We start from the raw sequence: 17,658 nt of genomic DNA, 5'->3' as shown, positions 1-17,658 counted from the left end.
TCGTCAGCCGAGGGCGGCCTCGGCGCCGGCTCGTTCGCGCGCGGCGAGGATGTCCGGGACGTGCGTCTCGGCCCACTGGCGGACGGCGCGCAGCGGAATCAGCAGAGAGCGGCCCAGCTCGGTCAACGCGTATTCGACGTGCGGCGGGTTGCCGCCCCGGTCGGTGCGGGCGACCAGGCCGTCGGTCTCCATCGCGCGCAGCGTCTCGGTGAGGGCTTTCGGGGTGATCCCGCGGATGTGCGCTTTGAGCTCGGTGAATCGCATCGGACCGTGCTCCAGCGCGTTGACCGCGAATACCGTCCAGCGCGCTCCGATGCGGTGCAGCACGGTGCGGCTCGGGCAGGTCGCTGCCATCACGTTGTACGCCTTGCCCATGAGGTCCTCCCGGTAGCGTTGAAGATACCGGTAGCAAATCTATACCGTCCTGGTCATGAACGAAAAACTGACAGGCAAGCGGATTCTGGTCGTCGGCGGCGCGCGCGGCATCGGCGCGGAGATCGCCCGGCGCGGCGAACAGGCCGGCGCCGAGGTCTTCGTCGCGGCGCGGTCCGGGTCCGAGCTCCGGATCGACGTCACCGACGAGACGACCATCGCGCGAGCGGCGGAGTCGCTCGGCGAGGTGGACCACGTGATCTCCACCGCCTCGGCGCACCACGACGTGCCGGTGCCCGACCTGGAACACGACAAGATCCAAGCGGCCTTCTCCGCCAAGGTCGTCGGCCCGCTGCTGCTGGCCAAGCACTTCGCCCCGCGCATGTCCGCCGGCGGGTCGTTCCTGTTCTTCTCCGGCATCGTGGGCTGGCAGCCCAAGCCCGGCACCGTCGTGAAAGGCACCGCGAACGCTGCGCTGGCCGCGCTGGTGACGCATTTGGCCGTCGAGCTCGCCCCGCTGCGGGTCAACGCGATCGCACCGGGGATCACCGACTCCGGCGCCTGGGACGGCCTTCCGGCGGAGCGGCGCAGCGCCTTGTACGAGCGGGCCGCCGCGGCATCGCTCGCCGGCCGGGTCGGGACGCTCGACGACGTCGCCGACGCCGCCTGGTGGCTTCTCGGGGCGGGATGGGTGACCGGCGAGACGGTCCACGTCGACGGCGGCTGCCGGCATCGCTGACCCAGTGCTCCGATGACCGGAACCGAAACCGGGCACCGATGGACAAGATCGTGTTCCTCCGCGGTGTTCATTTGACCTGGATTCGGAAAGACTCCTACCTTGGGTCTCCCAGACATCGGAGGTCCGCCGCCGCCGACCGATGTGCCCCTTTCGCTCCTGCCGGAAAGGACACTCCGCGATGCCGGAATTCCCAGATTTCCCGCGCCGGACAGCGCTGCGCACGCTCGCCGGAGCGGCGCTCGCCGCGCCGTTCGCGGCCGGGCCGCTCGCCCGGCTCGCCGCCGCCGGCCCCGCTGCACCGAGCCTGGCGTGGCATCCCGATCCGAACAAGGACGGGCTGAAGGCGTTCGAGGGAGTCGAAGCCGACCGGGCAGGGTTGCACCCGGACCGCAAGTACGTGGTCGTGCAAGGAGACCATTACCGGTTCAACATCTGGCGCGACGACCGGGATTCCACCGGCGGCGGCGACCGGCAGCGGACCGAGGTCAAGGGCATGGTGCAGAACGGCACGATGCTGAAGATGCACAACGGCGAGACCTGGACGATCTCCTACGAGATGTTCATGCCGGCGAGCCTGCACGGGACGAACCGGTTCACGCACATCTTCCAGACGAAGAACCCGAGCGGGAACAGCGGCGGCGACGCGGCCGCGTACGGCCCGTGGGTGACGCTGGACCTGATCCGCGAGGGCGGCACGGAGATGATCTCGGCGCGGGCGTACGCGAACCCGGGCTCGCCGTCGATCGCGTCGGCTCCGCTGGCGCCGTTGCGAGAGAAGTGGATCACCGTCGAGTGGACGCTCACGCCGGGCGATTCGGGTGCGGCGGCTTGCGTGATCCGGAACGGGACCGGGGCCGGCGCGCCGATCGCCGCGCAGGGCCGCAAGACCGGCGTGAAGTTGCCGGACCAAGGCGACTACGTCCGTCCGAAGTGGGGCATCTACCGGTCGGTGGAGAGCACGCCGTCGGACATCCTGGACACCTACCTGATGTTCCGGAACTACCAGGCGGCGCGGAAGTAGCGAAGGAAAACGGGCGGTGCTCCCCGGCTGGGGAGCACCGCCCGTTGTCGATCGGTCAGTCGGCGGCCGGCAGGAACTCTTCGTCCTTGGGCTTCTTCCGCCAGGCGGCGATCAGCCCGAGCGGGTCCGGACGCAACAGCGACGCGGCGGCGTAGAGGCTGGCCACGACGACGATCGCGATGAACCACCAGTCGTAGAGCGCCTGCTCGCCGGTCGGGTAGTACACCAGGGTCACGAACACCGAGACCCCGACGATCACCGACAGGTTGCGCCGTTCCCAAGGGAACGCGGAGATCAGCACGAAGCCCCACGTGAGGTACCAGGGCAGGGTCGGCGGCATCAGGATCGCGACGGCCAGCAGCGTGATCGCGGCGCGGTACACCGCTTCCTTGCCGCCTTCGCGGGCCAGCCACCACTGGCGGACGCCGAAGACGACCAGGCCGATCATCGCGATGGCGCGGGCGACGGTGACGAACGGCGACGGCTGGACGTTGACGAGCAGGTGGACGAGGTTGTACACCGCTTCGCCGACGCCGCTGGGGAAGTTCAGCCAGTTCGTGATCAGCTGCGGGGCCTTGAGACCGGACCACCAGCCGAGGTTGAGCGAGCCGAGCGACACCCAGGTGCCCAGGAGGAACACCGGCAGGAACAGGGCGACGGACGCGGCGCCCGCCTTGAAGAAGTTCTTCGTCTTGGACGGGCCGGCCATGTCCGCGGCCCACATCCAGACCGTGAACGGCAGCGCGACCGCGGCGGTGGGCTTGATCAGCATCCCGATGGTGATGAGCACGACCGCGACCGCGTGCTTGCGTTCGAGCGCGGCCAGCACGCCGATGGCGAGGAAGCCGAGCATCATCAGGTCGTTGTGCGGGCCGCCGAAGAGGTGGATGACCATCATCGGGCTGGCCACCGCGACCCACAGCGCGACCGGCAGCTTCCCGCCGAGGTGCTTGACCAGCCGGGGCAGCGCCCAAAGCGTCATGCCGAGCCCGACCAGCAGCACCAGCCGGGTGAGGACGACGCCGGCGATCATGTCGTCCTGGGTGACCGACACGATGCCCTTGGAGATCAGCAGGAACAGCGGCCCGTACGGGGCGGGCGTGGTCTGCCACAGCGGGTGCACGTTCTGCACGACGTTCGGCAGCGCGTTGAGCTCGGCCGGGCCGTTGGCGTACGGGTCGAGCCCGTAGAGCAGCTGTGCGCCCTGGCCGAGGTAGGAGAAGACGTCACGGGTGAACAGCGGCGGCGACACGATCAGCGGCGCCATCCAGCACAGCGCCGCGATCAGGATCGGTTTGCTGCCGATCCGGCCGGCCAGCGCGTAGCGGCCGAGCCGCACCCACGCCCACACCACCAGGCCGAAGCCGGTGTAGAGGACCGCGTTGGCGAGCGCCCGGCCATGCCCGTAGCGGATCCAGGACAGCGGGCCGTGGCCCAGGACCGGGTCGCGGATGAGGATGCCGCCCGCGCCGAGCGCGGCGAGCATGAGGAGGGTGCTTCCGACCGTGCCCATCGCGATGGTGCGGTACGGGAAGCGCGCAGGCGTCAGGAACGGCCGGTCGAGAGTGCCGGCGTTCGGCTGCGCAGTGTCGGTCGTAGTGGCCATTTCGATCCAGAAGATTACCGGGTGCAGTCGGCTGTCCCCGCGCGGGCTCCGGGCGCGGGCGGTCGGCCCGTGCCCGGAGCGCGGTCGGGGTCAGCGCGGTGCGGCGCTGCGCTGCGCGGTGCCGCCGGGGAGGGCGGCGAGCAGCGATTTCGTGTATTCGTGCTGAGGGTCCAGCAGGACTTGTTCGACAGTACCGGTTTCCACGAGCTCGCCGCGGTACATCACCGCGACCCGGTCGGCGATGTTCCAGGCCAGTCCGAGGTCGTGCGTGATGACCAGAGCGGACAGGCCGAGGTTGCGGCGCAGCCGCAGGAACAGGGCGAGGATTTCGCCGCGGACGGACGCGTCGAGCGAGGCCACCGGCTCGTCGGCGAGCAGCAGCGACGGGCCGAGCGCGAGCGCGCCGGCGATGACCACGCGCTGGCGCTGGCCGCCGGACAGCTCGTGCGGCAGCCGGTCGAGGTATTTCTCCGGCGGGCGCAGTTCGGCCGATTCCAGTGCCTTGAGCACGATGCCGCGTTCTTCCGGCAGACCGTGGATGCGCGGTCCTTCGGCGACGGCTTCGTAGACGGTGTGCGCCGGGTTGAGCGCGCTGGTCGGGTCCTGCAGGACGAGCTGGACCTGCCGCCGGTACGCGCGCAGCTCCGCTCCGCCCGAGGGCAGCGGCTTGCCCGCGTAGCTGATCGTGCCGGCGTCGTGTTTCTGCAGGCCGAGCAGCGTGCGGGCGAGGGTGGTTTTGCCGGAGCCGGACTGGCCGACGAGCGCGACGATCTCGTCCCGGGCGACTTCCAGATCCACCCCGTTGACGGCGTGGATCCGCTTGCCGGTGCGGTCCCGGAAGGCGACGTGCAGGTCGTGCGCGGCGAGCAGCGGCGCCTGCCCCGTCCCGGCGCGTTCCTCCGGTTCCGGCGGCAGCGGCGTGGTTGTGGCAGGGGCGAACCGCGACGCCGGGTCTCCGACGGTCGGGAACGCCGCGGCCAGCGCGCGGCTGTGCTCGTGTTCCGGCGCCGACATCAGCTCGGCGCTGGGCCGTTCCTCGACAAGCTGCCCGTCGTACATCACCGCGATGCGTTCGCAGGTCGAGGCAAGCACGGACAGGTCGTGGCTGATCATCATCAGCCCGATGCCGCGTTCGGCGACCAGTTTCGACAGCACGGACAGCACCTGGGCCTGCACGATGACGTCGAGCGCGGTGGTCGGTTCGTCGGCGATCACCAGCCGGGGTTCGCAGGCCAGCGCCATCGCGATCATCACGCGCTGTTTCTGGCCGCCGGACAGCTCGTGCGGGTAGGCGTCCGCGCGCGAGCGCGGCAGGTCGACCTGTTCCAGCAGTTCCGTGACCCGGGCCTGGACCTGCGTTTCGGACGGCGCGTTGCCGGCCGGGGCGTGGATCCGGATCGGTTCGGCGATCTGCTCGCCGATGCGGCGGACCGGGTTGAGCGCGTGCATCGCGCCCTGGAACACCACCGACGCCTCGGCCCAGCGGACCGCGCGCAGCCTTCCCCAGCGCATCTCTTCGACGTTCTCGCCGTCGAGCAGGATCTCGCCGGAGATCCGCGCGCTGCGCGGCAGCAGCCGCAGGATGCTCATCGCGACGGTGGATTTGCCGGAGCCGGACTCCCCCGCGACGCCGAGCGTGCCGCCCGCGTCCAGGCGCAGGTCCACGCCGCGCACGGCGGGGACGTCGCCGCTGCCGGTGAGGTAGGTGACGCCGAGGTTTTTCAGTTCGAGCAGCGGGGTGGTCACGAGTGCCGTCCTTTGAGCCGCGGGTTCAGCACCGTCTCCAGTCCGCGTCCGACGAGGGTGAACATCAGGACGACGCACACGATCGCGATGCCCGGCGGGAGCAGGTTCCACCAGGCGCCGCGGGTGACCGCGCCGTTGTTGAGCGCCGTTTCCAGCATCGCGCCCCAGGAGATCGAGTTCGGGTCGCCGACGCCGAGGAACGACAGCGTGGCGTCGGCGATCACCGAGTTGCCGACCACCAGGGTGGTGTTGGCGAGCACCAGCGGCGCGACGCCGGGCAGCACGTGCCTGACGATCACGTGCAGGTGCCCGCCGCCGAGCGCGCGGCTGCGTTCGATGTACGGCCGGCTTTCGATGGTGAGGGTCTGCGCGCGGACCAGGCGCGCGGTGCCCGGCCAGGCGGTGACGCCGATGGCGAGCACGATCGTCCAGATTCCTTGCGGCAGCACGGCGGACAGTGCGATGGCCAGCACCAGCGACGGCAGCACGAGGAAGAAGTCGGTGAACCGCAGCAGGATCGCCGACACCCAGCCGCCGAAGTGCGCGGCGGCGATGCCGATCAGGGTGCCGATGAACACGCTGAGGACGGTCGCGCAGAACCCGACGAGCAGCGAGATCCGGGTGCCCCACACCGTCATCAGCAGCACCGAGCGGCCGTCGATGTCGGTGCCGAGCCAGAACTGGCCGTCCGGCGGGCTGAGCGGCCGCCCGGTGACCTTGGTGACGTCGAGCCCGCTCTGGTCGCTGATCAGCGGCAGCGCCAATGCGACCAGCACGGTGAGCACGAGCAGGCAGAAGCCGACGAGCGCGGCTTTCTGGCCGGCGAATTCGTGCCAGGTGCGGACGATCCCGGCGCGACGGCGCCGCCAGGCGATCGCGCGGGGGCTTTCGGCGGTGGTTCCGGCGGCGGTCATGCGGTACGCACCCTAGGGTCGAGCACGCGGTAGAGCAGCTCCGCGAACATGTTCATCAGGACCACGGCGCTCGCGAGGACGACGAACACCCCTTGCAGCACCGGCAGATCCGGGCCGTGCAGCGCGTCGTAGGTGAGCTGGCCCAGTCCGGGCCAGCTGAACACCGCCTCGACGGTGACCGCGCCCGCGACGACCGCGCCGAACTGCATGAAGACCAGCGTCACTGCGGGCAGCAGCGCGTTCGGGACCGCGTGCCGGCGGCGGACCAGGTCGTCGCGCAGTCCCTTGGCGCGGGCGGTGGTGAGGTAGTCGGCGTTCATCTCCCCCAGCAGCGACGAGCGCATCACCAGCATGTACTGCGCGTAGAAGACCGCGAGCAGCGTGAGGCACGGCAGGATCAGGTGGTGCAGCACGTCCAGGCCCTGTGCGAAGAATCCGGGTCCGGCGTCCGGGGAGTGCATGCCTCGGCTGGGGAACAGGCCGTTGGTCGCGACGAGCAGCAGCAGCCCGAGCCAGAACTGCGGGACCGACCACAGGGTCAACGCGATGCCGGTCTGCGCGCGGTCGAAGAAGCTGTCGCGCTTCCAGGCGGCGCGGATGCCGAGCCACAGTCCCAACGCGACGGCCAGGATCGTGGCGCTGCCGACGAGCAGGACGGTCGGCCAGAGGCGTTCGCCGATCATGTCGAGCACCGGGCGGCGCTCGATGTAGGACTCGCCGAAGTCGCCCTGGAACAAGCCCAGGAAGTAGTTGCCGAACTGGGCGAGCATCGGCTTGTCGATGCCGAGCCGGGCGCGCAGCTCGGCGATCTGGCCCGGGTCGGTGGGCCGGTCGCGGGCCATGAACGCGATCGGGTCGCCGGGCAGCATCCGGAAGAGGAAGAACCCGAGGACGATCACCAGCAGGATGCTGGCGACCGCTTCGGCGATCTTCGTCAGGACGAACCGCGGCGTCCCGGTCCCGCCGCGGCGTTCGTCGGGATCGGCGAGCGCCGCGGCTTGGTCGGTGGCGAGGGCTTGGCTCATCTGCCTGCCTCCGGCGGACGACGTGCCGTGAAGGGAACATTGAGGGACTCAGAGTCCGTGAAGGTTCCCTTCACGGCTCGCTGGCCGGACATCCGGTTCACTCCCGGTCGTCCGCGGACTTGCCGCGGCGCGAGAGTGCGACGCCGCCGCCGACCAGCGCGACGACCACCACGGCGCCGACGATGATCCATACGTTCGCGCCGAAGCCGCTGTCGCCGGACGCGGCCGCGCTGTCGGCCGGGACCGCGCCGTACACGCCCCAGTAGCCGGTCTGCTCGAGGATCTGGCCTTCCGGTTGCGGCTGCTTGCCGAACTCGGAGAACTTGTCGGTCCGGTACGCCTCGAGCACGTTGTCGTAGTCGAAAACGATGTTCGGGACCTGGCTGTACATCCGGGCCTGCGCCTGCTTGACGTACCCGGCGCGGACCGCCGGGTCGGTCTCGGCGAGCTGCTTGGCGTAGAGCGCGTCGTATTCCGCGTCGCAGAAGAAGCTGTCGGAAGTACCGCCCTTGCCCTGGGCGTTCGGCCGCGAGGCGCAGGTGTGCAGCGACAGCGCGTAGTCCGGGTCCGGGCTGGTGCCGTAGCCGGAGATGGCGAGGTCGTAGTTGCCGGCGTTGGTGCGGTCGTTGAGCTCGTCGTCGGAGACGAGTTCCTGCTTCACCGAGATGCCGATGTCGTGCAGCCAGCCGGTCACGTACTGGGCGAGACGCTGGTCGTTGGCGCGGTTGGCGTGGCCGGCGAGGCGCAGCTCGAGGCGTGCGCCGCCGGGAGCGGTGCGGATGCCGTCCTGGCCCTTCGGATAGCCGGCCGCGTCCAGCGCGGCATTGGCCGCGGCGAGGTCGAACGGGCGTGCCTCGGCGGGCGAGGGCTCCCAGTGGTAGTCCGAATAGACCGCGGGCACCACGCCGGTGCCGGGCTGGGCGTAGCCGCCGGCGACCTTGTCCACGATCGTCTTGATGTCGATGGCCTGCGCGATCGCCTTGCGCACCCGCAGGTCCTTGAGCACCGGGTTGCCGTTGCCGATCGGCTTGTTCTCGTTGTTCTCGACGCCGAAGTTCAGGTTGATCGAGTTGTAGCGGCGGCCGGGCGCCTTGTTCTGCGCGATGTTCGGCTGGCCCTTGAGCGCGTCGAACTGCGTCGGGGTGAGCCGGTTGATCACGTCGACCTCGCCCTGTTTGAGGGCGTTCACCGCGGCTTCGACGTCCTTGAACACCAGCAGCTGCAGCTCGTCGACCTTGGGCGCGCCGCGCCAGTAGTCCTTGTTGGCCTTGAACTTGACGTACTCGTTCTGCTTGTAGTCGGTGATGGTGAACGGCCCGTCGTCGACGCCGACCACCGGGAGGCTGTCGGACTTCGGGTCGTTGAGGTCCTTGATCTGCGACCACACGTGCTCGGGCACGATCGGGACGTCGAGCAGCTGCATGGTGGCCTGGACGGTTTTGGTCTTGATGACCAGCGTGGTGTCGTCCGGCGCGCTGACCGACTGGAAGCTGGAGACGTAGTTGCCGTTCGCGGTGCGCGCGGTCTCGTCGGTGAGCATCCGGTTGAAGGTGTAGGCGGCGTCCTTGGCGGTGACCGGCTGCCCGTCGGACCACTTCGCGCCCTTGCGGATCTTGAAGGTCCAGGTCAGCTTGTCCGGCGAGGTCGACCAGGACTCCGCGAGCGCGGGCGCCGCGACGGCCTTGTCCTGCGACGGGATGGTGAGGAACTCGTAGATGAACCGGCCGACCTGGGTCGAGGCGACCAGGCTGGCGGTGAACGGGTTCAAGTGGTCGATACCAGTGGTGAGCGCGACCCGCAGCACCTTCGGCTTGGCCGGCTCCTGCGCGGCCGCCGTGGCCGCCAACGGCAGAATCGCCAATGTTCCCGCCATCGCGGCGCTGAATACGCGACCGAACCCGCGTCGTACGTGCTTCATCCGCACTTGAGAATCACCCCATCGTCCATCCCCGACCCCAGAGACGAAAAGTAACCACATACGACGGGAACCGCGCAATATCTGACCGGCCCGCCGTGCCGATCGTTATCGACCGGGCGCCGATCACTAGAGTGCGCCGCATGCGGATCCTGATCTCGGCCGACATGGAAGGCGCAACTGGGGTTACCTGGACCGACGACGTCGTGCCCGGGAGCCCGCAGTGGCAGCGGTTCCGGCGGATGTTCACCGGCGACGTCAACGCGGCGCTGGCCGGCCTGTACGCGGCCGGAGCGACCGACGTGCTGGTCAACGAGGCGCACTCGTCGCAGCGCAACCTGCTGCTGGAGGACCTCGACGAGCGCGCGCGGATGCTGACCGGGCGGCACAAGCCGCTCTCGATGATGCAGGGCATCGACTCCGGCGTGGACGGCGTGGTGTTCCTCGGCTACCACGCCGGCGCCGGTTTCGACGGCGTCCTGTCGCACACGTACCTGGAGAACCAGATCACCGGCGTGTGGCTGGACGACGTCCCTGCCAGCGAGGGCAGGCTGAACGCGGCGATGGCCGGCGAGTACGGCGTGCCGGTGCTGCTGGTCAGCGGTGACGACCAGACCTGCGAGGACGCCCGGGACTACGCGCCGGACGCGGAATTGGTGCAGGTCAAGGAATGCGTGAGCCGGTACGCCGCGATCTGCCTGCCGCCGGCGCGCACCGCGCGGCTGCTGGAGGCCGGTGCCCGGGACGCGATGTCCCGTGCCGGGCGGGTGGAACGGACGCCGGGGCGGCACCGGATCGAGGTCGAGTTCGACGCCAGTCATCTCGCGCAGGCGACCGCGGTGGTGCCGACGGTGGAGCAGACCGGGACGCGCCGGGTCGCGTTCGAGGCGTCGAGCATGACCGAAGCGATGAAGGCGTTCAAGGTGGTCACGGCCATCGCGGCGGGGGCGGTGCAAGGCATCTATGGCTGAGGTCGACGTCGTTTCGCTGTGCGCGGACCTGATCCGGTTCGACACCACCAACCACGGCAACGGACAGTCCGAGGGGGAACGCGACGCCGCCGAGTACGTGGCGGAATTCCTTGGCCGGCACGGGGTTTCCGCGCAGCTCCTCGAGTCCGCGCCGGGCCGGGCGAACGTGATCGCGCGGATCCCGGGTGCGGACCGGGCGCTGCCCGCGCTGCTCGTACAGGGCCACTTGGACGTGGTGCCGGCCGACGCGGCGGATTGGTCTGTACCGCCGTTTTCGGGCGAGGTGCGCGACGGGTTCCTGTGGGGCCGCGGCGCGGTCGACATGAAGGACTTCTGCGCGATGGTGCTGGCGTCGGTCGCGTCCGGGCTGCGGCCGCGCCGCGATCTGGTGCTGGCGTTCGTGGCCGACGAGGAGGACCGCGGCGACTACGGCGCGCACTGGCTGGTCGAGAACCATCCGGAGCTCTTCGATGGCTGCGCCGCGGCGATCAGCGAGTCCGGCGGCTACCGCTATCACGTTCCCGCCGCAGACGGCCGGAAAGTGCGGCTCTACCCGGTCGGCACGGCCGAGCGCGGGACCGCGCACTTGCGGCTGACCGCGCGCGGGCGAGCCGGGCACGGTTCGCGGCCGAACGACGAGAACGCGGTGATCCGGCTGGTTGGGGCGCTGCAGCGGATCGCCGAACACCGGTGGCCGGTGCAGCTGACGCCGACCGTGCAGGCGTTCCTGGAACGCACCGGCGCCGCGCTCGGCGTGCCGGTCGATCTTTCGTCCGGAGACGCCGTCGACGCGACGGTGGCCGCGCTGGGGCCGGCCGGGTCGCTGGTGGTGCCGACCGTGCGCAACAGCACGACGCCGACGATGCTGGACGCCGGGTACAAGGTGAACGTGATCCCGTCCACCGCGACCGCGCAAGTCGACGTCCGGGTGCTGCCCGGGGCTGAGACCGAGCTGTTCTCGGTGCTGGATTCGCTGCTGGGCGAGGGTGTGACGCGGGAATTCGTGGCGCATCAGCCGGCAGTGCAGGCGCCGGTCGATTCTCCGTGGTTCGACGCGATGGCGGCGGCGCTGCGCGCGGAGGATCCGGAGGCGGTGGTGGTGCCGTACTGCATGGGCGGCGGCACGGACGCGAAGGCGTTCACCCAGCTCGGGATGGCGTGCTACGGGTTCGCGCCGCTGGCGCTGCCGGAGGGCTTCCCGTACCGGGCCATGGCGCACGGCGTGGACGAGCGCGTGCCGGTGGACGGGCTGAGGTTCGGCGAACGAGTGGTGAAGCGGTTCCTGGAGTCTTGCTGAGGCGGTTGGCGAGTGGTCCGGACCGGCGGTCCGGACCACTCACGAAGCCGTCACGCGCTCCGCTGTCACGAGCCAGGCGGGGAGCCCGTCCGGCGCAGCGTACCGCGTCGAACGGACCGTCCACGGTGGACAGCCGGAGCGCGTCGTCCACTGTGAACTCGGCGGCCAGCTCGCGCTCCCGGGCTTTCGCGAGGTCGCCCACCACGGGCCAGCCGAGGGCGGCGACGTGCAGTGCGTTCTCCCCGGTCCCGCATCCAGCGTCGAGCACCGCGTCGCGGAATCCGCCCTCGGCGGCCAGTTCCTCGAACGCCGGCTGCGGGCGGCTGATGTCCCACGGGGCCCGGTCTTTCTGCGGACTGCCTGCTTGGCGTTCGCGCCTGGCTGGGGCCCGGTCGTCGGACGTCAGCGGGTGAATTCCGCCCACCAGCGGGCGCCGTCGCGCACGCGGTCCAGCGAAGCGACAGTGACGCCGTCTCGGGCGAACGATTCGACTTCGGCCTTGTTCAGCGGCCAGGGCGGACCGGCCCAGGTGTCCAGATCGATGGATTCCTCGGCGACCGCGCCGACGATCAGGGTCCCCCCGGGAGCGAGGAAGCCGGAGACCGAGGCGATGGCCGGGTCGTGCACGTCCTTGGGCATCGACTGGACGGTCATGATCTCCACGACCAGGTCGAACGCGTAGTGGAACTCGGCCGGCGGGGCGAGCAGGTCCGCGGTGCGGTAGGAGACCTCGGTGTCCGGAAAGCGGTTGAGCACCGCCTTGATCGCGCTGGGCGACACGTCGAACGCGGACGTTTCGTATCCCGCCGCGGCGAGCAGTTCGGCGTCGTCGGCCATCCCGCATCCCACGACCAGCGCGCGTTTGCCGTGGCCCGGCCGCTCGGCGACCCAGGCGACCAGCTCCGGCGACGGCTCGCCGCGGAACCAGGGAACGACTGCCTCGCCGGCTTCCGCCGCCGCGTACAGAGGTTCGAACCATCCGGTGGGATCACCGTCGGCAAGAGCGATTTCGGCCCGGCGGCGGGCCTCCTCGTCGGGATCGGTCGACATGGTTCTGTTATACCTCCCGGGCCGGGGCGCGGGGGTGCTCGACTGGCCGGAGCGGAGAAGCTTCCGCCATCCCACGCGCCCGAGTCCTTACCGGTTCCCGCGCGCCCGGGTCCCTACCGGCAGTGGCGGGTCGGCCGTGGCTCCGCTCCCGGCCGCCCGTGAGGGGCCCCTCGCCGGACTTGGATTCCCTCAAGGGGTCCTTCACGGACTTGGATTCCTTGATGGGGCCCTTCACGGACAGTCGGGCCGGGTGCGCCCGCGCGAGAAAGCCCGCCGCAGTCCCGCCGGGCAAGCCCCTGGCCGCGGCGCTTCCGGAGCGCGCTGCGCCGGCCGGCGCAGCGCGGCCACCGGCGCTTGTCCGTTTCGAGTCAGGTTTGCGGACCGGCCTTGACATCGATGTCACCCGCGTCTTTCACTTCCGGGGCCCCGAGATTCCCCGACTCACCCGCCCGACGAATTGGGAGCAACGATGCCCCGAAGTGCCAGACCGCTCCACGCCGTGCTCGCCGCGGCGGTGGCGGCGGCCGGCCTGGTCGTCCTGCCTGCCGCGGCCGCCGCCGCGCCGGCAGAGGCCGCCCCGCCGGACTTCGTTTCGTCGTTCGAAGCGAACGACCCGCCCGCGACGCAGGACGCCGTCGACACCGATGCCGCCGGGAAGCCGCGCGCTTCGGGCGTCAACGGCGCGAACGGCACCGCCATCCCCGGCGACATCCGGGGGAAGATCACCGACATCAGCGCGACCAGCGAGAACACCGGAGGCGGCGAGGTCGCCGCGAACCTGATCGACGGCAGCACCGGGACCAAGTGGCTGTCCTGGGATCCGGCCGCGTCGGTGACGTTCACGCTGTCCGCGCCGACCGCGATCACCCACTACGCGATCAGCTCGGCCAACGACGCGCCGGGCCGGGACCCGCGGGACTGGACGCTGCAGGGTTCGAACGACGGGTCGAGCTGGACGGACCTGGACAAGCAGTCCGGGCAGTCGTTCGCGAACCGCTTCCAGCAGAACGACTACAAGCTGGCCGCGCCGAGCGCCGCTTACACCTACTACCGGCTGGACGTCACGCGCAACAACGGCGACAGCATCATGCAGATGTCCGAGCTGCTGCTGGCCAACGACGACCCGGCTCCGCCGCCGCTGCCGAACATGCGCAGCGTGGTCGACTCCGGCCCGACTTCGGGCTACACCAACAAGAACCGGGTCGGGTTCACCGGGAAGAAGGCGTTCCGGTACTCGGGCAGCCAGCCGGCCGCCGGGCACGGCTACTCCTACAACAAGATCTACGACGTGCACCTGCCGGTGGCCGCCACCACCGAGCTGTCCTACAAGGTGCAGCCGCAGTTCGTCGAGGGCGATCTGAAGTACCCGAGCACGAACGTGGCGGTGGACCTGGACTTCACCGACGGCACGCATCTGCGCGATCTCGGCGCGACCGACCAGTACGGTTTCCCGCTGACGCCGGAAGGCCAGGGCGCGAGCAAGGTGCTGTACGCGAACCAGTGGAACCTGGTGCGTTCGGCGATCGGCCGGGTCGCCGCGGGCAAGACGATCGACCGGATCGTGGTCGGCTACGACAACCCGAGCGGGCCGGCGCAGTTCGCCGGCTGGCTGGACGACCTGAAGATCTCCGCGACGCCGACTCCGCCGGCCAGCGCCCGGCCCAGCGACAACGTGCTGACCACGCGCGGCACGATGGCGAACGGCACGTTCTCGCGAGGCAACAACTTCCCGGCGACCGCGGTGCCGCACGGGTTCAACTTCTGGACCCCGGTGACCGACGCGAGCTCGGCGAGCTGGCTGTACAACTACCACTCGCAGAACAACGGGGACAATCTCCCGCAGCTGCAGGCGTTCAGCGTGAGCCACGAGCCGAGCCCGTGGATGGGCGACCGGCAGAGCTTCCAGGTGATGCCTTCGGCCGCCGCGGGCGTGCCGGACGCGAACCGGGACAAGCGGGCGTTGCCGTTCACGCACGACAACGAGGTCGCGCGGCCGCACTACTACGGCGTGACGTTCCAGAACGGGATCAAGACCGAGATCGCGCCGGCTGATCACGCGGCGATGATGCGGTTCTCGTTCCCGGGCGCCGATTCCAGCCTGATCTTCGACAACGTGAACAACTCCGGCGGCCTGACTCTCGACCCGGCCAGCGGCACGCTCAGCGGGTACTCCGACGCGAAGAGCGGCTTGTCCGCGGGCGCCGGGCGGATGTTCGTCTACGCGACGTTCGACAAGCCGGTCACCGCCGGCGGGAAGCTGACCGGGCAGGGCCGGGACAACGTGACCGGTTATCTGCGGTTCGCCGCGGGCGGGGACAAGACGGTGACGATGCGGATCGCGACGTCGCTGATCAGCGTGGACCAGGCGAAGAAGAACCTGGAGCAGGAGATCGCGCCGAACGCCGGCTTCGACTCGGTGCGCGACGCGGCGCAGCGGGCGTGGGACAAGCAGCTCGGTGTGATCGAGGTGCAGGGCGCTTCGAAGGACCAGATGGAGACGCTGTACTCCAACCTGTACCGGTTGTTCCTGTACCCGAACGAGGGCTTCGAGAACGTCGGCACGAAGGAGGCGCCGAAGTACCAGTACGCGAGCCCGGTGTCGCCGAAGACCGGCACCGACACCCCGACGCAGACCGGGTCGAAGATCGTCGACGGCCAGACCTACGTGAACAACGGGTTCTGGGACACCTACCGCACGACGTGGCCGGCGTACTCGCTGCTCACGCCGGACATGGCGGGCAAGATGGTGGACGGCTTCGTGCAGCAGTACCGGGACGGCGGCTGGATCGCGCGGTGGTCCTCCCCCGGCTACGCGGATCTGATGACCGGCACCAGCTCGGATGTCGCGTTCGCCGACGCCTACCAGAAGGGCGTGACGAACTTCGACGTGAAGGCGGCCTATGACGCGGCCTTGAAGAACGCCACCGTGGCGCCGCCGAACTCGGCGGTCGGCCGCAAGGGACTGGACCAGTCGGAGTTCCTGGGCTACACGCCGAACTCGACCGGCGAGGGCTTCTCGTGGGCGATCGAGGGCTACGTCAACGACTTCGGCATCGCGAACCTGTCGAAGAAGCTGTACGACCAGGCGCCGGCGAACGATCCGCGGAAGGCGGAGTACCTGGAGAACTACCAGTACTTCACCAGCCGGGCGCAGCAGTACGTGAACCTGTTCGACCCGAGCGTCGGCTTCTTCCAGGGCAAGGACGCGAGCGGGAAGTTCACCAAGGACAAGGCGTCCTACGACCCGCGGGTGTGGGGCGGCGACTACACCGAGACCGACGGCTGGAACATGGCCTTCACCGTGCCGCAGGACGGGCAGGGGCTGGCGAATCTCTACGGCGGCAAGGACAAGCTGGGCGCGAAGCTCGACCAGTTCTTCGCCGATCAGGAGACCGCGACCTTCCCGGGCAGCTACGGCGGCACGATCCACGAGATGCGGGAGGCGCGGGACGTGCGGATGGGCCAGTACGGCCACTCCAACCAGCCCTCGCACCACATCCTCTACATGTACGACTACGCGGGCCAGCCGGCGAAGACGCAGGCGAAGGTGCGCGAAGCGGTGTCGCGGCTGTACACCGGCAGCGAGCTGGGCCAGGGCTACCCGGGCGACGAGGACAACGGCGAGATGTCGGCCTGGTACGTCTTCAGCTCGCTGGGCTTCTACCCGCTGCAGATGGGCAGCCCGAACTACGCGATCGGGTCGCCGCTGTTCACCAAGGCGACCGTGCACCTGCCGGGCGGCGACCTGGTGATCAACGCGCCGAAGAACTCGGCGAAGAACGTGTACGTGCAGGGCTTGAAGGTCAACGGCAAGGCGTGGACGTCGACGTCGCTGCCGCACGACCTGCTCGCCCACGGCGCCACGCTCGACTTCGACATGGGCCCGAACCCGTCGGCGTGGGGCACCGGCGCGAACGACGCGCCGAAGTCGATCACCACCGGCGACGCCGTGCCGACGCCGCTGCACGACGAGACCGGCCCGGGCAAGGGCACCTTGTCCACTTCGGACGGTTCGGACGCTTCGGCGCTGTTCGACAACACGTCGGGCACGCAGGCGAAGGTGACCGGTGCGGTGCAGTACCAGCTGAAGTCGACTGACGAGGCGGTCACGCACTACACGCTGACCTCGGGCACCGGTGCGGGCGACGCGAAGAGCTGGACGTTGAAGGGCTCCTATGACGGGAAGACCTGGACGGTCGCCGACCAGCAGACTGACCAGTCCTTCCGGTGGCGGCAGCAGACGCGGGCCTTCGCGGTGAAGAACCCGGCGCACTACGCCTATTACCGGCTGGAAGTCACCGCGACGACCGGCGGTCCGGCGAGCCTGTCGGAGGTCGAGCTGCTGGGCCGGCCGGACGCGTCGTGCACGAAGACGCTCACCGGCCAGCAGAACGGCCCGCTGACTGTGTCGAGCGGCGTGGTGTGCTTGAACGGCGCCACGGTCTCGGGACCGGTGAACGTGGCCCGGGGTGCTTCGCTGATCGTCCGGGGAGGCCAGATCGCTGGCCCGCTCGCGGCGAGCGGTGCGGCGCAGGTGGTGCTGAACCGGACGAAGGTGAACGGCCCGGTGTCGATCACCGGCAGCACCGGCCCGGTGTCGATCGAGCTGACCGACGTCACCGGCCCGGTCAGGTTGGACGGCAACCAGGCGACGCTGCTGACCGGCAGCACCGTCAACGGGCCGCTGGCGTGCACGGGGAACTCCCCCGCGCCGACCGACTATCAGCTGGCCAACACGGTGAACGGCCCGGCCGGCGGACAGTGCTCGAAGTTCTGACGGCGTGAGCCAGCGGGTGCCCCCTCGGGATTTTTCCCGAGGGGGCACCCGTTTCATGTCGCGTCTAGCCGGCTGGTCAGCGGCAGCAGCGCGCCAGCGTCCGGCGCAGGATTAGAGCTTGTCTCAGGTGGTGCGTGCCGAACGGTCCGCTGGTCTTGTCCGTGAAGGGCTCCTTCAGGGACTTGGATTCCCTCAAGGGGCCCTTCACGGACTTGGATTCCGTGA

At 69.8% G+C, this 17,658-nt stretch carries 12 protein-coding genes; 5 read left to right on the top strand and 7 right to left on the bottom strand.

The window, feature by feature from the left end:
* Positions 1 to 3: 3 nt before the first annotated feature.
* A complete protein-coding gene (locus AMYBE_RS0111105; protein WP_020659449.1) occupies positions 4 to 375 on the bottom strand; it encodes a winged helix-turn-helix transcriptional regulator in 372 nt (123 codons plus the stop codon).
* Positions 376 to 430: 55 nt separating this feature from the next.
* Between AMYBE_RS0111105 and AMYBE_RS0111100 the strand changes: the two genes are divergently transcribed.
* Together AMYBE_RS0111100 and AMYBE_RS0111095 are read left to right on the top strand one after the other, a co-directional pair.
* On the top strand, positions 431 to 1,111 hold the full coding sequence (locus tag AMYBE_RS0111100; RefSeq protein WP_020659448.1) for an SDR family oxidoreductase: 681 nt from the start codon (positions 431 to 433) through the stop codon (positions 1,109 to 1,111).
* Positions 1,112 to 1,289: 178 nt separating this feature from the next.
* The gene (locus AMYBE_RS0111095; RefSeq protein ID WP_020659447.1) at positions 1,290 to 2,132 is read left to right on the top strand and encodes a hypothetical protein; all 843 of its coding nucleotides are present in this window, start codon (positions 1,290 to 1,292) and stop codon (positions 2,130 to 2,132) included.
* A gap of 55 nt (positions 2,133 to 2,187) precedes the next feature.
* Here AMYBE_RS0111095 and mptB read toward each other — a convergent pair whose 3' ends face one another.
* The 5 genes from mptB to AMYBE_RS0111070 all read right to left on the bottom strand — a co-directional run bounded on the left by mptB (position 2,188) and on the right by AMYBE_RS0111070 (position 9,341).
* Positions 2,188 to 3,738 (bottom strand): polyprenol phosphomannose-dependent alpha 1,6 mannosyltransferase MptB, encoded by a 1,551-nt coding sequence (mptB, locus tag AMYBE_RS0111090; RefSeq protein WP_020659446.1) that lies wholly within the window; start codon positions 3,736 to 3,738, stop codon positions 2,188 to 2,190.
* Positions 3,739 to 3,828: 90 nt separating this feature from the next.
* Entirely contained in the window at positions 3,829 to 5,484 is a 1,656-nt protein-coding gene (gene nikE, locus AMYBE_RS0111085; protein WP_020659445.1) for a nickel ABC transporter ATP-binding protein NikE, read from the bottom strand.
* Positions 5,481 to 6,398 carry an ABC transporter permease gene (locus tag AMYBE_RS0111080; RefSeq protein ID WP_020659444.1) on the bottom strand — a complete coding sequence of 306 codons (918 nt, stop codon included), beginning with the start codon at positions 6,396 to 6,398 and terminating at the stop codon, positions 5,481 to 5,483. Before AMYBE_RS0111080 ends, nikE begins: the two co-directional genes overlap by 4 nt.
* The gene (locus tag AMYBE_RS0111075; protein WP_020659443.1) at positions 6,395 to 7,423 is read right to left on the bottom strand and encodes an ABC transporter permease; all 1,029 of its coding nucleotides are present in this window, start codon (positions 7,421 to 7,423) and stop codon (positions 6,395 to 6,397) included. Before AMYBE_RS0111075 ends, AMYBE_RS0111080 begins: the two co-directional genes overlap by 4 nt.
* Before the next feature lie 97 nt (positions 7,424 to 7,520).
* Positions 7,521 to 9,341 carry an ABC transporter substrate-binding protein gene (locus AMYBE_RS0111070; RefSeq protein ID WP_020659442.1) on the bottom strand — a complete coding sequence of 607 codons (1,821 nt, stop codon included), beginning with the start codon at positions 9,339 to 9,341 and terminating at the stop codon, positions 7,521 to 7,523.
* 140 nt (positions 9,342 to 9,481) lie between these two features.
* On the opposite strand from AMYBE_RS0111070, the gene AMYBE_RS0111065 reads away from it, so the two are divergent.
* Both AMYBE_RS0111065 and AMYBE_RS0111060 read left to right on the top strand, forming a co-directional pair.
* Positions 9,482 to 10,309, top strand: coding sequence for a M55 family metallopeptidase (locus AMYBE_RS0111065; RefSeq protein WP_020659441.1), 828 nt, complete (start codon positions 9,482 to 9,484; stop codon positions 10,307 to 10,309).
* Positions 10,302 to 11,606 (top strand): M20/M25/M40 family metallo-hydrolase, encoded by a 1,305-nt coding sequence (locus AMYBE_RS0111060; protein ID WP_020659440.1) that lies wholly within the window; start codon positions 10,302 to 10,304, stop codon positions 11,604 to 11,606. Before AMYBE_RS0111065 ends, AMYBE_RS0111060 begins: the two co-directional genes overlap by 8 nt.
* A 402-nt stretch (positions 11,607 to 12,008) precedes the next feature.
* On the opposite strand, the gene AMYBE_RS0111055 is transcribed toward AMYBE_RS0111060, so the two are convergent.
* Positions 12,009 to 12,656 (bottom strand): class I SAM-dependent methyltransferase, encoded by a 648-nt coding sequence (locus tag AMYBE_RS0111055; protein ID WP_020659439.1) that lies wholly within the window; start codon positions 12,654 to 12,656, stop codon positions 12,009 to 12,011.
* Between the two features lie 469 nt (positions 12,657 to 13,125).
* Between AMYBE_RS0111055 and AMYBE_RS0111050 the strand changes: the two genes are divergently transcribed.
* Positions 13,126 to 17,433 (top strand): GH92 family glycosyl hydrolase, encoded by a 4,308-nt coding sequence (locus AMYBE_RS0111050; RefSeq protein WP_034286924.1) that lies wholly within the window; start codon positions 13,126 to 13,128, stop codon positions 17,431 to 17,433.
* The last annotated feature ends 225 nt before the right edge of the window (positions 17,434 to 17,658 follow it).

It is taken from the genome of Amycolatopsis benzoatilytica AK 16/65 (assembly GCF_000383915.1).
Lineage (GTDB): Bacteria > Actinomycetota > Actinomycetes > Mycobacteriales > Pseudonocardiaceae > Amycolatopsis > Amycolatopsis benzoatilytica.
The sequence above is the reverse complement of the archived record's forward strand: the minus strand, read 5'-3'. Positions and strand labels throughout refer to the sequence as shown.

Bases quoted from the DNA above. Each gene is read 5' to 3' on its own strand.
- AMYBE_RS0111070 (WP_020659442.1), bottom strand. From the start codon at position 9,341: ATGAAGCACGTACGACGCGGGTTCGGTCGCGTATTCAGCGCCGCGATG.
- AMYBE_RS0111065 (WP_020659441.1), top strand. From the start codon at position 9,482: ATGCGGATCCTGATCTCGGCCGACATGGAAGGCGCAACTGGGGTTACC.
- AMYBE_RS0111105 (WP_020659449.1), bottom strand. From the start codon at position 375: ATGGGCAAGGCGTACAACGTGATGGCAGCGACCTGCCCGAGCCGCACC.
- AMYBE_RS0111075 (WP_020659443.1), bottom strand. From the start codon at position 7,423: ATGAGCCAAGCCCTCGCCACCGACCAAGCCGCGGCGCTCGCCGATCCC.
- AMYBE_RS0111080 (WP_020659444.1), bottom strand. From the start codon at position 6,398: ATGACCGCCGCCGGAACCACCGCCGAAAGCCCCCGCGCGATCGCCTGG.
- AMYBE_RS0111055 (WP_020659439.1), bottom strand. From the start codon at position 12,656: ATGTCGACCGATCCCGACGAGGAGGCCCGCCGCCGGGCCGAAATCGCT.
- AMYBE_RS0111095 (WP_020659447.1), top strand. From the start codon at position 1,290: ATGCCGGAATTCCCAGATTTCCCGCGCCGGACAGCGCTGCGCACGCTC.
- AMYBE_RS0111060 (WP_020659440.1), top strand. From the start codon at position 10,302: ATGGCTGAGGTCGACGTCGTTTCGCTGTGCGCGGACCTGATCCGGTTC.
- AMYBE_RS0111050 (WP_034286924.1), top strand. From the start codon at position 13,126: ATGCCCCGAAGTGCCAGACCGCTCCACGCCGTGCTCGCCGCGGCGGTG.
- mptB (WP_020659446.1), bottom strand. From the start codon at position 3,738: ATGGCCACTACGACCGACACTGCGCAGCCGAACGCCGGCACTCTCGAC.
- AMYBE_RS0111100 (WP_020659448.1), top strand. From the start codon at position 431: ATGAACGAAAAACTGACAGGCAAGCGGATTCTGGTCGTCGGCGGCGCG.